Annotated in this window: 13 protein-coding genes; 2 read left to right on the top strand and 11 right to left on the bottom strand. The window is 65.4% G+C overall.

Features of this window, described 5'->3' with window-relative positions; genetic code table 11:
- A partial coding sequence (locus MUO23_04310; GenBank protein ID MCJ7512173.1) for a DUF5666 domain-containing protein occupies positions 1-1,101 on the top strand: 1,101 nt, incomplete at its 5' end.
- 490 nt (positions 1,102-1,591) lie between these two features.
- Positions 1,592-1,816, top strand: a complete 225-nt coding sequence (locus MUO23_04305) for a zinc ribbon domain-containing protein (GenBank protein ID MCJ7512172.1) — start codon at positions 1,592-1,594, stop codon at positions 1,814-1,816.
- Positions 1,817-1,951: 135 nt separating this feature from the next.
- On the opposite strand, the gene MUO23_04300 is transcribed toward MUO23_04305, so the two are convergent.
- The 11 genes from MUO23_04300 to MUO23_04250 form a co-directional block, all read right to left on the bottom strand.
- Positions 1,952-3,403, bottom strand: a complete 1,452-nt coding sequence (locus MUO23_04300; GenBank protein ID MCJ7512171.1) for an NADH-quinone oxidoreductase subunit N — start codon at positions 3,401-3,403, stop codon at positions 1,952-1,954.
- A 2-nt stretch (positions 3,404-3,405) separates the two neighbouring features.
- On the bottom strand, positions 3,406-4,914 hold the full coding sequence (locus tag MUO23_04295) for an NADH-quinone oxidoreductase subunit M (protein ID MCJ7512170.1): 1,509 nt from the start codon (positions 4,912-4,914) through the stop codon (positions 3,406-3,408).
- A 9-nt stretch (positions 4,915-4,923) separates the two neighbouring features.
- Positions 4,924-7,032, bottom strand: a complete 2,109-nt coding sequence (locus tag MUO23_04290; protein MCJ7512169.1) for an NADH-quinone oxidoreductase subunit L — start codon at positions 7,030-7,032, stop codon at positions 4,924-4,926.
- Positions 7,033-7,078: 46 nt separating this feature from the next.
- On the bottom strand, positions 7,079-7,384 hold the full coding sequence (gene nuoK / locus MUO23_04285; GenBank protein ID MCJ7512168.1) for an NADH-quinone oxidoreductase subunit NuoK: 306 nt from the start codon (positions 7,382-7,384) through the stop codon (positions 7,079-7,081).
- Complete coding sequence (locus MUO23_04280; protein ID MCJ7512167.1) at positions 7,384-7,899, bottom strand: NADH-quinone oxidoreductase subunit J; 516 nt, start codon at positions 7,897-7,899, stop codon at positions 7,384-7,386. The genes nuoK and MUO23_04280 overlap by 1 nt, the downstream gene beginning before the upstream one ends.
- Positions 7,900-7,938: 39 nt before the next feature.
- Complete coding sequence (nuoI, locus tag MUO23_04275; protein MCJ7512166.1) at positions 7,939-8,442, bottom strand: NADH-quinone oxidoreductase subunit NuoI; 504 nt, start codon at positions 8,440-8,442, stop codon at positions 7,939-7,941.
- A 2-nt stretch (positions 8,443-8,444) separates the two neighbouring features.
- Positions 8,445-9,458, bottom strand: coding sequence for an NADH-quinone oxidoreductase subunit NuoH (nuoH, locus tag MUO23_04270; protein ID MCJ7512165.1), 1,014 nt, complete (start codon positions 9,456-9,458; stop codon positions 8,445-8,447).
- Positions 9,455-11,944, bottom strand: coding sequence for an NADH-quinone oxidoreductase subunit NuoG (gene nuoG, locus MUO23_04265; protein MCJ7512164.1), 2,490 nt, complete (start codon positions 11,942-11,944; stop codon positions 9,455-9,457). The genes nuoH and nuoG overlap by 4 nt, the downstream gene beginning before the upstream one ends.
- A complete protein-coding gene (nuoF, locus tag MUO23_04260) occupies positions 11,941-13,197 on the bottom strand; it encodes an NADH-quinone oxidoreductase subunit NuoF (GenBank protein MCJ7512163.1) in 1,257 nt (418 codons plus the stop codon). The genes nuoG and nuoF overlap by 4 nt, the downstream gene beginning before the upstream one ends.
- Positions 13,190-13,690 (bottom strand): NADH-quinone oxidoreductase subunit NuoE, encoded by a 501-nt coding sequence (gene nuoE / locus MUO23_04255; GenBank protein ID MCJ7512162.1) that lies wholly within the window; start codon positions 13,688-13,690, stop codon positions 13,190-13,192. The genes nuoF and nuoE overlap by 8 nt, the downstream gene beginning before the upstream one ends.
- A 36-nt stretch (positions 13,691-13,726) precedes the next feature.
- A partial coding sequence (locus MUO23_04250; GenBank protein ID MCJ7512161.1) for an NADH-quinone oxidoreductase subunit D occupies positions 13,727-14,512 on the bottom strand: 786 nt, incomplete at its 5' end.

Below are 14,512 nucleotides of genomic sequence, written 5' to 3'. Positions count from 1 at the left end.
TTGCCGGGCGATTCGCTGTACCGGGTGAAGCGCGCCCAGGAGACCTTGCGCCTGCAGCTCGTGCGCGACGAGCAAACGCGCCAGAACCTCCAGCTATCCTTCAAGGAAAGGCGCGAGGATGAGGTGCGCGAACTCCTTCGCCTCGGCCGCAAGGGCAGCGTGACATTCGAGGGGGTGGTCGAAGCCCAGGACGTCGAAGGCTGGATGGTCTCCTCCCTTCCCGTCGGGCTGAACACCGAGACCGAGATTGTGGGGCAAATCAAACCCGGGGATTCGGTGATCGTCGTCGGCACGACGCGGCCTCAAGGCGACATCCTGGCCAGCAAGATCCAGTTGCACACCTACCAGCTCATCGGAACCGTCGACCAGCAATCGCCCGGTCTGTGGACTGTCGCCGGTCAGCCGCTCGTCCTCCTCCCGAGCTCTCAAGTACAGACAGGGATCGTGCCGGGAGACCGGGTGCTGGTCCTGGTGGAGGTCACTGCCACCGGGGGGCACGAAGCCCTGGTGATCTTGAGCCTGGCGACCGAGGCCGTCCCGGTCGGAGCCTCAACTCCCATCCCCCCGGTCGGGCCCCCGTCAACGCCAGCCCCGAGCGTTGACGATGGCAACGAGGTAACCGTCGAGTTCTCCGGATTCGTCGAGGGCCGCGACGGCCTGACCTGGACGGTAGCCGGTCAAACGCTGCTGCAGACCAGCCAGAGCGAGATACGAGGAAACCTGGTGGTCGGCGATCGGGTGCGGGTCCGGGCCCTCACGCGAACGGACGGCGGGCTGATTCTCTTGCGCATCGAGCGGACCGACAGCCAGTCGGGCAACGACGATAAGGCAACCCCAGACGCCGAGCCAACCGATGGCGACGGGGAGAACGAGGGGAGTAGCACTCCGGAGCCGCCGGATGATGAGCCTGAGGAGATCCGCTTCTCCGGGGAGATATCCAGCGTCTCCGCCGGGCAATGGGTCATCGACGGGCAGACGCTCCGCATCACCGGCGATACCGAGATCGACGCCGACCTCAAGGTTGGAGATCGAGCCGACGTCCGGGCGCGGCGCTTCCCGGATGGCCACCTGGAAGCCGACAGGATTGAGGAGGCCGACTAGTCCGCCCACGCTCCGACGCATCGTCTGAGCTGGTTCAGATAGATATGGGACCCTGAGAGCAACACTTCCCTTTCTCTGGGCGGCCTCCCTTCAATCCGTCGAACCCCCACCCCCGTCCCTCGCGCAGCACCCTGGAAGGGCTCCCCTGCATGAGGACGACAGCATTGCTCAGCGGACAACAGCAGGCGGAGGGGAGAGGTTTTCTGGAGGGGTTGGGGGCCTTCGGCCCCCAACCCCTCCAAGACTCTCCATCCCCCCTCTCCGGATAGCCCGCTGGGGAGGAGCCCCTCCTCCGCACCGCGGAGAGGGGCCAAGGGGGTGAGGCGGGAAGCAAGTCTGTCCTGTTGCCCATGGGGGACCCGCCTCCCGCGATTACAGGTGGCGATTGCAGCGTGTCTCAAGTAGATTGGACGAGTACCTCCGCTTGACCTGCTTCGGAGCCGTCCGGTACAATCGTTCTATCTGGACCACCGAGTCCACAAGAGGTCCAATGCCCGTCTACGAATACGCCTGCCTGGACTGCGGTCAGCCCTTCGAAGCGCTGCGCAAGATGGCAGACTCGGATGTGCCGATCGCCTGCGCCCACTGCCACGGGGACCGCACCACTCGCCAGCTCTCCGTCTTCTTCGCCCAGAGCGGCGGCCGTGCTCTATCCGGGACCAGCCAGTCTTGCGGCGCGTGCAGCGGAGGTTCGTGCTCCACCTGCGGCCATTGATCCGTCAAGCCCGGCGAATGAACGGCGCCGCCCGCAGTGGGCGGCGCCGTTCATTCGCCTTGAGGTCGAAACGTCTCGTATCCGGCGGGCGATCTCGGCTGACGGGTCCCGATCGACCCCGTCAGCGCCGACAGCTCATGGGAGGAACGACGCTATCCCAACCTGGTAAGCCGCCCGCAGGATCGGCTGGGGCAGCAGACCCAGGAGCACCACCGCGACCGCCATCGCCCCGATGGTGAGATTCAGCCAGCGCTCAGAGCGGACATCGGGCAGCCCCGAGCGCATGTACATATTCACAACAACCCGCAAGTAGTAGTAGGCTGCCACCAGCGTCGTCAGGACACCGATCAGCGCCAGCCCGGTCAGGCGGGCGTCGAGCACGGTCTGGAACAACACGAACTTGGCCACAAAGCCAACCGTCGGCGGGACGCCGGTGAGCGACAGCATGAAGACCGTCATGGCGGCTGCCAGCAGCGGACGGCGGGCCCCCAGCCCGGCATAGTCCTCAATCCCGGTCCCCCCGCCCTGGGCGTGCTCGACCGCCAGGACCACACCCCACGCCCCGAGGCTGGTCAGGCTGTACGCCAACAGGTAGAACAGGGCGGCGCTGTAGGCCTGTGACTGGAGCGTTGGGATGGCCGCGGCGGGGATGGCCATGAAGACATAGCCTGCATGGGCGATGCTCGAGTAGGCCAGCATACGCTTGATGCTGGCCTGGCCGACGGCCGCAACATTGCCCCAGACCATAGTCACGGCCGCGATCCCCACAGCCACCTGGCTCCAGTAGGGCGACAAGGCAGGGAAGGCGCCCGTCAGCACCCTCAGCAGCACGGCGAACCCGGCCACTTTCGAGCCGACGGTCATGAACGCCACGACCGACGTCGGGGCGCCCTGGTAGACGTCCGGTGTCCACATGTGGAAGGGCACCACGGCGACCTTGAAGGCCAGGCTGACCAGTACCATCAACGAGGCGACGAGCAGCAAGGGCATATCGGCCTGCCCCGATGACGCCTGATGGGCAATGCCATAAAGGTTGGTCGTGCCGGTGGAACCGTAAGCCAGGGCGATGCCAAAGACAAGGAAGCTCGAGGAAAACGCACCCAGCAGGAAGTACTTGAGGGCGGATTCCTCGGAATCGGCCTTCGGCAGGGCGAATCCGGCCAGGACGTACAACGGGATGGACAGCAATTCCAGACCGAGGAAGACAATCACCAGATCGGAAGCGATGGCCAGCAGCAGCATTCCAGACAGAGAGAACAGCAGCAGGATGTAGTACTCGCCGCGCTCGATGCCGGTGCGACGGATGTAGTCGAACGCCAGGGCGACACTGAACAATGCGCCAACCAGCAAGATCGCCTGGAAGAAGGCGCCTGATCCATCCCCGACCACCATGGAGTCCGGGCTGCCCACCTGACGCCCAGCCAGTGCCACCACCGCCACCAGGGCAGTGACGATGGCCATCGCCGCCAGACCGGCCGTGATCCCGCGGCGGTTGGGCGGCACGAACAGGTCCACGATCAGCAGGCAGCATGCCCAGGCCGCTAGCAGCCCGACCGGGACGATCGGGGCGAATTCGCCCAGCGCCATGGCTAGCGAACCGCCACAGCCGCCGCCCCGAAGGTAGCGGCCAGCTTGCCGACAGACGACTCCATCAGGCCGAAGAATGGAGACGGGAACAGCCCGATCCAGAAGATCAAGATCACCAGCGGGACCAAGACCGCGATCTCCCGCCAGTTGATGTCCGCCAGCTTCTTGTTCTCCTCTTTGTCCAGCGGCCCCAGGAACAGCTTCTGGAACATGTGCAGGATGTAGACCGCCGCCAGGATCACCCCCAGGGCGGCCAACCCGGCGAACCAGGGCGAGCCGAGCGCCTGCGAGCCAAACGCGCCCAGCAGGATGGTGAACTCCCCGACGAACCCGTTCAACCCCGGCAGCCCCATCGAGGACAGGGCCACTACCAGGGTCAGCGCCGCGTACAGCGGCATGACCTTCCACAGGCCGCCGAAGGCATCCATCTCACGCGTATGCCGTCGCTCGTAGATCATCCCGACGAGCAAGAACAGGGCTCCCGTGCTCAGGCCATGATTGACCATCTGCAATATACCGCCCGAGATCCCCTCCGGATTGAGGGCAAACACGCCAAGCATCACGAATCCCAGGTGACTGACGGAGGAGTAGGCGACCAACTTCTTGACATCGCGCTGCGGATACGAGACCGCCGCCCCGTACAGAATGCCGATCACGGCCAGGGCCGCGATCCACGGCGCCAGCTGCAGCGAGGCCTGTGGGAAGAGCGGCAGGTTGAAGCGCACGAACCCGTAGGTGCCCATCTTCAGCAGCACGCCCGCCAGGATTACCGATCCTGCCGTCGGGGCCTCGACGTGGGCATCCGGCAGCCAGGAATGGAGCGGCCACATGGGCACCTTGATGGCAAAGGCAGCCGCGAAGGCCAGGAACAGCCAGAACTGCGCACCTGCCGGGATGCCTCCCCGGGCGATCAGGTCAGGCAGTGAGAAAGTCCCAGCCTGCAGCCCGAGCCAGATGATCGCCAGCAACATCAGAATCGAGCCGGCCATGGTGTACAGGAAGAACTTGACCGCGGCGTACATTCGGCGCGAGCCGCCCCAGATCCCGATCAGGAAGTACATCGGCACCAGGGTGAACTCCCACAAGACATAGAACAAGAACAGATCGAGCGCCAGAAACACGCCCAGCATGCCCATCGCCAGCAGCAGGAAGAAGGCCATGAATTCCTTCACCCGCTCTTCCACCGCCCGCCAGGCCGAGAGGATCGAAATCGGGACGAGCAGCGTGGTCAACAGCACGAGCAGAACGCTCAACCCGTCAACGCCCAGGTAGTATTCAATCGTCCAGTCTCCCACCTGGATCCAGGTCGCCCGCTCAACCAACTGTAGGTCCGGATTCGAGGCGTCGAACATCCCCAGCATCACCAGCGACAGGCCGAAGGTGACCAGGCCGACCGCCAGTGCAAACCAACGGATCAGGTTCGAGCGCTCTCGGGGAAGCAGCAGGACGATGACCGCTCCCACCAGCGGGGTGAATGTGACCAGGGAAAGAATCGGAAAGGATGACAGCATGGTCCGTCCTCAGCTCACGTAGATCAGCAGGATGACACCGAACATCAGCAGCAGGCCGACCAGGATTGCCAGGGCGTAGTTGCGCACATAGCCTGTCTGCAGGCGGTGCAGCCTGCCGGCTGCGGCCCGGGTCAGACTTCCCAGGCCATTGGCTGCTCCGTCGATCACATCCAGGTCGAAGCGCTGGGCCAGCCAGCCCGCCCCTTTCTGGAACGATCCGGCCAGAACAACGTCATGGAACCAGTCGTGCCAGAACCGGCCATCCACCGTCTCGGCCAGCCAGCCCGCCAGGGCCACATAGGGGCCGATCAGCACGCGCTGATACAGTTCGTCGACCCACCACTTGTTCTCCATGCCAGTGAACACCGGACCGAGCAACCGCTTCAGCGGGTCCGGGCGCCCCAGTGCCAGCGCCTTGCGCCCGTAGGCGATCCAGGCCAGCAGCAAACCCAGTCCGCCCAGGCCAGTCGCCGTGGCGGCCACGCGCAAGTTGAACTCCGTCGGGTGAACGTGGGCCAGGGTCTCACCCAGCCAGTCCGTCAGGGCATGCAGACCTGGCAGGTTCAGCAGCCCTCCCAAGACCGTCAGCACAGCCAGGGCGGCCAGCGGCAGGGTGATCACCAAGCGGTTCTCGTGGCTGTGCTCCGCTGCCGCAGTCCGGGGCTTGCCGAAGAACACCATCAACAACTGACGACCGACGTAGAACGCCGTCAGAAAGGCCGAGGCGGTCAGCACCACCCACACGCCTCGATTCTCGAGCCAGGCGTCGGCCAGGATCTCGTCCTTGGAGAAGAAGCCGGCCAGGGGCGGAATCCCCGCCAGCGCCAGGCCGCCAATCAGGAAGACCACAAACGTCACCGGCATGCGGCGCCAGATGCCGCCCATATTGCGCATGTCCTGAGGATCGAGAGCATGGGCGCCTGGATCGTTCGCCGGATCATGTTCCCCGTGGCCATGGCCTGCCGTGGCGTGATGCCCGTGCTCCACGCCCAGGATCACCGAGCCGGCGGCCAGGAACAACAGCGCCTTGAAGAAGGCGTGGGCCACCAGATGGAACATGGCGGCGACATACGCCCCCATTCCGGCGGCGGCCACCATGAATCCCAGCTGGCTGATGGTCGAGTAGGCCAGCACCTTCTTGATGTCGTACTGCCCCACGGCGATCGTAGCCGCGAACAAGGCCGTGGCGGCGCCGATGCCGGCCACGACGGCCGACGAGAAAGGTGCCAGGTCGAACAGCACATGATTGCGGACAATCATGTATACGCCGGCCGTGACCATGGTCGCGGCATGGATCAAGGCCGAGACCGGCGTCGGACCGGCCATTGCGTCCGGGAGCCAGACATACAGCGGGATCTGAGCCGACTTGCCCGTGGCGCCTACCAGTAGGAACAGGGTGATGGCTGTCACCACTCCCGCGCCAGCCACGCCCATCGCTTCGGCCTTGTGGAAGACCTCCTGGAAATTCAGCGATCCAAAGTACCAGAAGGTCAGGAACATGGCGATCATGAAGCCGAAGTCCCCAACCCGGTTGGTGATGAAGGCCTTCTTGCCCGCCAGGGCGTTGCCGATCCCGCCCGCCCCCTTCTCGTACCAGAAACCGATCAGCAGGTACGAACACAGCCCGACGCCTTCCCATCCAACGAACATCATCAGGAAGTTGTCGGCGGTGACGAGCACCATCATCGAAGCCACGAACAAGTTGAAGAACACGAAGAAGCGCGTGTAGCGCCCTGGATCCTCGTTCAGACGGACATCTTCATGCATGTAGCCTGTGGCGTACAGATGGATCAGCGTGCTGACCCCGGTCACCATCAACATCATGGTGACCGACAGGGTGTCGACCTGCATCGACCAGTCGACCTGGAATCCGCCGACCTGGATCCAGCGCGTCAGAGGGACCACCGCCCCTTCCGGCTGTCCCTGCAGGGCGAAGAGCTGCGTCAGTGCCACCACAAACCCCAGGCCGATGGCCGAGGTGGCGAGCACCCCCGTGAAGCGTTCTCCCTGGCGACGTCCGAGGGCCAGGTTGACCAGCATGCCGGCCAGCGGCAGGAAGATTACCAGCGGCGCCAAACGGAACAGGCCGGCGCCAGCCGCAGCCTCACTCAGCAGCATGCTTGCCCTCCCCAGTGTGCCCGAACCCGACGGATCATCCCGCCCCCTAGCCCTTCAGGCTGCTCATCTCGTCGACATCGATGCTGTGGCGGAGCTTGAAGATATCCACAATCAGCGCCAACCCGACAGCCACCTCGGCGGCGGCAACGGCGATCACAAAGAACACGATCACATGGCCGTCACCGCCAGGGATCGAGCGGGCGAAGGCGATCAGCGCCAGGTTGGAGGCGTTCAGCATGAGCTCCACCGACATGAACGCCACGATGGCATTGCGGCGGATCAGCACTCCAACGACGCCAATCGTGAACACCACCGACGCCAATCCGATGACGTACATCACCGGTACGTTCATCACTTCTCCTTACGCTCGGCACGTGTCAGTACGACCGCCCCGACCATTGCCGCCAGCAACAGCACCGAGGTCACTTCCAGCGGGATCACGTAGTCGGCGAACAGCAGACTTCCCACCGCCTCCGGTCCGCCGAAGCCGGGCGGCAGGTCGCTGGCGGCCGGCGCCGGGAACGGCCCGGCGGCCACAAAGAGATAGAACAGCAGGCCGACGAGCAGAACGCCCAGGCCTATGGCCAGAGGCCTCTGCCAGGGGAGGGTTCCCCCGCTCTCGCCGCGATCCGCTCCCAGGAGCATGATCACGAACAGGAACAGCACCACGATGGCCCCGGCGTACACGGCGAGCTGGATCATGGCGATAAAGGAGGCGTACAGCAGAATGTAGAAGAAGGCCACCGTCGCCAGGTTGAGCACGAGGAACACCGCCGAATACACCGCGTTTCGGCTCAGGATGACGCTGGCCGCGGTGGCGATGGCGATCACCGCCAGGAAGAAGAACAGCACCAGGTCACTCGCCATCTCGCCTACCCACCTCGCCGCGCGCCACCGGCGCCGCCATCAATCCGGGTTCTTCATCTCGGGGATCGCCCGGTTGAAGGCTCCCGGCGGCACTGCCATCGGCGTCGGCTGGCCGCCGGCCGCCACGGAATCGAGCAGCATCTCCCGCGTGTACAGCGCCTGCCGCCGTTGAGTGAACGACAGCTCGTAGTTGTGCTCGAGCACGATCGCCTCCGTCGGGCAGGCATCCTCGCAGTAGCCGCAGAAGATGCAGCGAAGCATGTTGATCTCATAGGTGCTGGCGTAACGCTCGCCGGGGGAGTAGCGGGCAGCATCGTTGTTCTCCGAGGCCTCGACGAAAATCGCATCCGCCGGGCAGGCCGCGGCGCACAGCGCGCACCCGATGCACTTCTCCAAGCCGTTCTCGTAGCGCTTCAACGCGTGCCGGCCCCGGAATCGTTCCCGGACGGGACGCTTGACCTCCGGATATTGGTAGGTCACCGGCCGTTCCAGCATTGATCGCAGCGTCGTCCACATGCCGCGCGCCAGATCCACCGCAAACACGCTCAGCCTCCTATCGCTATTACCAGCACGGCCGTCAGCACCACATTCACCAGAGCCAGGGGCAGCATCACCTTCCAGCCAAACGCCATCAGGCGATCGTAGCGCAGGCGCGGCAGAGTCGCCCGCATCCAGATCATCAGGAACAGAATCGCGACCACCTTGAGAAACAGGTACAGCGGTCCGAGCAGCGGGACCCGGTCGACCCAAGGGCCCCAGTAGCCGCCCAGGAACAGCGAGGCGCCGATGGCGGCCACGGCGATCATCTTGTCATACTCCGCCATAAACATCAGAGCGAACTTCATCCCGGAGTACTCGACGTGGTAGCCGGCGGCGAGTTCCTGCTCGGCCTCGGGCATGTCAAACGGCGCCCGGTTGACCTCGGCCACCGTGGCGATCAGGAAGATCATGAAACCGATCGGCTGCGCCAGGATGAACCACCACGACTCCTGTGCCTGAACAATGGAGCGCATGCTCATCGAATTGGCCAATAAGATCGGCCCGATGAATGACAGGCCGAGTGCGATCTCATAGCTCACCATCTGGGCCGTGGAGCGCAGCCCGCCGAGCAAGGCGTACTTGTTGTTCGAGGACCAGCCCGCCAGCGCGATGCCATAGACCGCCACCGAGGCCACCGCCATGATGTAGAGCACGCCCACGTTCAGCCCATCGGCGACGCCCAGGTGAACCACCCGCCCGGCGATTTCGATCGGAGGGCCGAAGGGCACGACCGCCAGGATGATCAGGGCCGGGATCACAGTAATCACCGGAGCCAGGACGAAGACCAACTTATCCGCCTTGTCCGGAATCAACTCTTCCTTGAAGATCAGCTTGACGCCGTCGGCGATCGGCTGCAGCAGGCCCATGGGGCCGGCCCGGTTGGGCCCGATCCGCACCTGCATCCGGGCCAGCACCCGGCGCTCAAAGAACGTCAGGTAGGCGAACCCCGTCACCAGCATCACGATCAGGATCAAGGACTTAAGGGCCCATTCGGCGACAATGGCCAGATCGATGGTCATACCCGCGCCTCAGCCTGCGGCAGGTTGGCCGCAATCGGCTCGTCGAGCTTGAGCCCAACGCTGCGCGGCACAAGCGCCAGGCCAAGCGGGACGGCCGCCGACACCCGTACCGGGATCTCCTCCGTCCCACCCTCCCAGGCCAGGCCCAGCGTGGCACCGTCGGACAGGCCCAGGCGTGCGGCATCCTCGGGATTCAATTCGAGGCTGGGCGTTGCCATCCTGCCCTGCAACAGGGTAGAAGGTCGCAGCGTGGTCCCCTGATCGTACAGGCGGGCGATTGGAACCAGGGTGAGGCCGCGCGCCTGCGACCCCGGCGAAAGGGGGGCGGGCGAGTCTCCGGGCAAGTGCTCAGCCGCCAACCGGCGCGGGAGCAGCACGCCCAGCCCCTGGCGGTTTTTGTAGGCCGTGCCCCCGAAGTACAAGTCGGCGCCGCCGACTGGCGGCCACTGCTCAGCCGACTGCGCCATGGCCTGGTAGGTTACACCGGCGAAGTCGGGGAGGGCAGCACCGATCGCCATCATCACGGCCGCCGCCGAGCGCCTTTCCAGCGGGACGCCGAGCGCCTCGCCCACGTTGGCCACCATCAGCCAATCCGGACGGGTATCTCCGGTCGGCGGAACCACAGGGTAGAAGCGCTGGGCGCGGCGCTCACCCGATGTCAGGCTGCCCTCGCGTTCCAGGAAGGACTGAGCCGGAAGCACCACGTCGGCCAGGCTGGCGGTCGCGGTCAGAAACAGCTCCTGGACGACGACAAAATCGAGCTGGCGAAACGCCGGGGCGAGCTTCGGATCGTCCCCGACCGGATCACAGGCCATGACATAGGCAAAACGCTTGTCGCGCAGGGCCGGCTGCAGCCCCTCTGGCGCCGGTCGAAGCCCCAGGTCCCAGGCGCCCTGCGTGTTGCTGCGCGGCCATACCGCGACCAGCCCGTTGTTGGTCTTCCCGCTGCGGCCGGAACGCACCAGCCATCGTGCCCAGGCGCCAAGCAGCGCCTGGCATTCGGCGCGGGTCTGGCCCTCACGGCCGCAGAACACGATCACATTCTCGGCCAGGGCCAGCGCCTGCGCCGCCAATTGGAGGCGGCTGCCGTCGGCCGCCAGGCCGGGGTCCTGCAAGGCGCGCACCACTTCGCCCGCCTCCCCCAGCGCATGCTGCAAGCTATGGGCGGCGTGCTTGTCGAGCCGTGTCGGCCGGAGGTTGACAATGATCAGGGTCGCCCCCCGCTCGGCGGCTTGCTTCAAGCGCAGCCACCAGATCGGGGCCTCCTCATGCAGGTCGCAGGCGGCCACCACAACCGCATCGCCCGGCCCCAGGCGGCCCACATCCGAGTCAGGCCCCAGCCCGGTCCACTCGCCGCCAGGCATGCTCTCATCCAGCACAGACTGGCCTTCCAGACGATCCACTAGGGAGCGGAAGTTGAACAGGTCCTCGTTTGAGGCGCGGCCGCCGGCAATTCCCAGCAGGTCCTTGCCGGCGGAGCGCAACCCCGCGGCCACCGCCGCCAAGGCGTCGTCCCAGGTCGTCTTGACCAGGGTTCCATCCTTGCGGATCATCGGCCGTGTCAGGCGCTCGGGGCTGTCGGCGAAAGCGTAGCCGAACCGCCCCTTGTCGCAGATCCAGGTCTCGTTGACGCTTTCGTTCTGGCGAGGCATCACCCGCTTGACGACGAGGGCGCCGCCGCTCTTGGCTTCCCGTCGCGAGTTGATCATCAGGTTGCATCCAACCGGGCAGTGGGGGCAGATCGAGGCGGCAGCCTTCAATTCCCAGGGACGGGCCCCGAAGCGGAAATCGGCCGTCGTCAGCGCGCCCACCGGGCAGATGTCGGTGGTATTGCCGGAGAAGTACGAATCGAAGCCGGGTTCCGAGAAGGTGACAATCTCCAGTTTGCGGCCGCGCTCGAAAAAACCGATCACCGGATCGTCGACCAGCTCTTCCTGGAAGCGCACGCAGCGGGCGCACTGGATGCAGCGTTCGCGGTCGAGGAAGATCAGCTCTCCAAGCGGGACGTGCTTGTCCAGCCGGATCTTGTCATCGAGCAGGAAGCGACTGTTGCCCGGGCCATGGGCCATGGTCAGGTTCTGCAGCGGACACTCGCCACCCTTGTCGCACACCGGACAGTCCAGCGGATGCGATGTCAGCAGATATTCGACGATCTGCCGCCGACCTTCGATCGCCAGCGAGCTGGCGGCGTGCACGACCCAACCCTCCTCGACCGGCGTGGTGCAGGCCGTCTCGAGTTTGCCGCTGAACGACAACTCGGGCTGGCCGTCCGAATCCCGCACCAGCTCACCCGTTGCCCGGTCGCGCTGCGGGCGGCCGATCTCAACCAGGCACACCCGGCACATCCCGACGGGAGCCATCTTCGGGTGGTAGCAGAAGACAGGCACGTCGACCCCGGCCTGCTTGGCGGCATCCACCAGCAGGCTCCCGACCGGCACTTCAACCGGCGTGCCGTCAATCGTCAGCCTGACTCGAGCGCCGGTCATGGCTCGTCCCGCCCGTCGGGCCGGAAGTCCGCCTGGAAGCGGTCGATGCCGGTGACGACCGGCACAACCGAGAACTCCCCTAGCGCGCACAGGCACTTGCCCTGCATCCCGGCCGCCACCGATCGCAGCAGGGCGACATCGCCGACGGATCGGCGGTTGTGCTCGAGCCGTTCGATGGCATGCAGCATCCAATAGGTGCCCTCGCGACACGGCGTGCACTTGCCGCACGACTCGTGATTGAAGAACTCACTGGTCTTCTTGAGCACCCAGCCTAGATCGACGCTCTCGTCCATCACGATTACCGAAGCCGAGCCCAGCGCCGAGCCAGCCGCCGCCACGGATTCGTAGTCCATCGGGGTGTCGAGCACCTCGTCTGTCCCAGGCAGGATGGACGAAGAGGCCCCGGCCGGCATGATCGCCTTGACCTTGAGCCCCGAGGACGTGCCTCCCCCGTAGGTGAAGATCAGCTCGCGGAAGGGTGTCCCGAGCGGGAGTTCGTAGTTGCCAGGTCGTGCGACATGCCCGGAGAGGCTGAAGATCTTCGTCCCAGGGCTCTTCTCAGTCCCAAAGCCCCGGTACCACTCCGCCCCGCGTGTCAGGATCAGCGGCAGGTTGGCCAGGGTCTCGACGTTGTTGACCACGGTCGGCTTGCCATACAGCCCTTTGGCGGCGGGGAATGGGGGGCGCAGCCTGGGCTGGCCCAGCCTGCCCTCCAGCGACTCGAGCAGCGCCGTTTCCTCGCCGCAAATGTAGGCGCCGGCACCCAGGTGGACCCGGATGTCCAGATCGTAGTCGGTGCCGAGGAGGCGTGCGCCGAGAAAGCCGGCGCGACCCATTTCGGCAAGGTTCTCCTCAAGCCGGTGGGCAAGGTCCCAGAATTCCCCTCGGCAGTAGACATACGCCAGGTTAGCCTGGGCCGCATAGGCACAGATCGCCACTCCCTCCAGGAATTGGAAGGGGTTGTGCTCCATCAACTCGCGATCCTTGAAGGTCCCGGGCTCGGACTCATCGGCATTGGCGACGACGTAGCGGGGGAAAACCCCGGGGGAGAGGAAGCTCCACTTGACCCCGGTGGGGAAGCCGGCGCCGCCCCTTCCGCGCAGGCCCGAGGCCTTCACTAGATCGATCACCTGGGCTGGGGTCATGGTCATGACTGCTTTGCGCAGGCCCTCGAAACCCTCGTGGGCCTGGTAGCCCGGCAGCTCGCCAAGCCCCGGCAGATCCCGGTGGCGCAGCAGCAAGCGTTCAGCCACGGCCGCCGTCCCGGCGCAGGTGCTCGATCAATTCGAGCGCCGACTGCACCGTCTGGTTCTCGTGGTAGTGGATCCCGTCGGCGGTCTGCAGCTGGAAGAGCGGCGCCCGGTCGCAGCCGGCCAGGCACATGACGGCCTCGACCGTCACGCTGCCATCAGCCGTCGTCTCTCCCAGGCGGATCCCCAGGTTGCGGCAGAGATCTTCGGCGAAGGCCTCAGCACCCCTGAGGGCGCAAGGCAGGTCGGTGCACACCTGGATGCGGTAGGTTCCGCCCGGCTCGTCGTGGTAAAGCGTGTAGAAGCCGACCAGCGACCCGACCTGTGTCGGCTCGAGGCCGATGAGGCCAGCCACCTCTTCCATCGCCTGGCGAGTGACATAGCCGCTCTCGCGTTGAGCCAAGTACAGCAACGGCATCACGGCCGAGCGCCGCTGGTCTGGCGGGTAGATGGCCAGGATTCGCTCGATCTCCTGCGGGTACTTTTCCCTGAGCAAAGATGAGCTCCTCGGTCGTTGTCGGCAGGCCGACCGTTAGCGGTCGGCGTCTCCGAGAACGATGTCGATGCTGCCGATGATCGCCACCAGGTCGGCCACGAAGTGGCCGCGGCTCATGACCGGCAGGGCCTGCAGGTGGGCGAAGCTCGGGGCACGGAAATGGACTCGGTACGGCTTCGGCCCGCCATCTCCCTCCAGGTAGCAGCCGAGGACGCCTCGGGGCGACTCGACCGGCAGGAAGACATTGGCCTTCGGCGCTGAGAAGCCTTCGGTCCACAGCTTGAAGTGATGGATCACGGCCTCCATGCTCGTCCCGAGCTCAGCCCGCGGTGGCGGCACGAACTTGCGGTTAGCGCTGATAAACGGCCCCGCAGGCAGCCGGTTGAGGGCCTGCTCGACAATGCGCAGCGACTGGCGCATCTCTTCCATCCGGACCAGGTAGCGGTCGTAGTTGTCGCCGCCCGTCGCCGTCGGGACCTCGAAGTCGTACTGCTCGTAGCCCGAATACGGCTGCGCCTTACGCAGGTCCAGCCCGACGCCGGCGGCGCGCAACATCGGCCCGGTCACGCCCAGGCGGATCGCCTGCTGGGCGTCCAGCACGCCGATCTTCTTGGTGCGGTCGATGAACAGCGGATTCTTGGTCAGCATGGACTCATACTGCTGGATCCGGCGCGGGAACATCTTGAGGAACTGCCGCACCGCCTCTTCGAAGCCGCTCGGCAGGTCGCGCCAGATGCCTCCCGGTCGGATGTACGAGGTCATCATCCGCTGTCCCGAGCACATCTCGAAGATGTCGAGGATGATCTCTCGTTCCCGGAAGCA

This window comes from Anaerolineales bacterium (assembly GCA_022866145.1).
Lineage (GTDB): Bacteria > Chloroflexota > Anaerolineae > Anaerolineales > E44-bin32 > PFL42.
Note: the sequence above shows the minus strand (reverse complement) of the source record. Positions and strands in the feature narration are given on the sequence as shown.

What these genes read in the sequence shown, in the direction of transcription:
- MUO23_04305 (MCJ7512172.1), top strand. Translation starts at nt 1,592, where the DNA reads ATGCCCGTCTACGAATACGCCTGCCTGGACTGCGGTCAGCCCTTCGAA.
- MUO23_04300 (MCJ7512171.1), bottom strand. Translation starts at nt 3,403, where the DNA reads ATGGCGCTGGGCGAATTCGCCCCGATCGTCCCGGTCGGGCTGCTAGCG.
- MUO23_04295 (MCJ7512170.1), bottom strand. Translation starts at nt 4,914, where the DNA reads ATGCTGTCATCCTTTCCGATTCTTTCCCTGGTCACATTCACCCCGCTG.
- MUO23_04290 (MCJ7512169.1), bottom strand. Translation starts at nt 7,032, where the DNA reads ATGCTGCTGAGTGAGGCTGCGGCTGGCGCCGGCCTGTTCCGTTTGGCG.
- nuoK (MCJ7512168.1), bottom strand. Translation starts at nt 7,384, where the DNA reads ATGAACGTACCGGTGATGTACGTCATCGGATTGGCGTCGGTGGTGTTC.
- MUO23_04280 (MCJ7512167.1), bottom strand. Translation starts at nt 7,899, where the DNA reads ATGGCGAGTGACCTGGTGCTGTTCTTCTTCCTGGCGGTGATCGCCATC.
- nuoH (MCJ7512165.1), bottom strand. Translation starts at nt 9,458, where the DNA reads ATGACCATCGATCTGGCCATTGTCGCCGAATGGGCCCTTAAGTCCTTG.
- nuoG (MCJ7512164.1), bottom strand. Translation starts at nt 11,944, where the DNA reads ATGACCGGCGCTCGAGTCAGGCTGACGATTGACGGCACGCCGGTTGAA.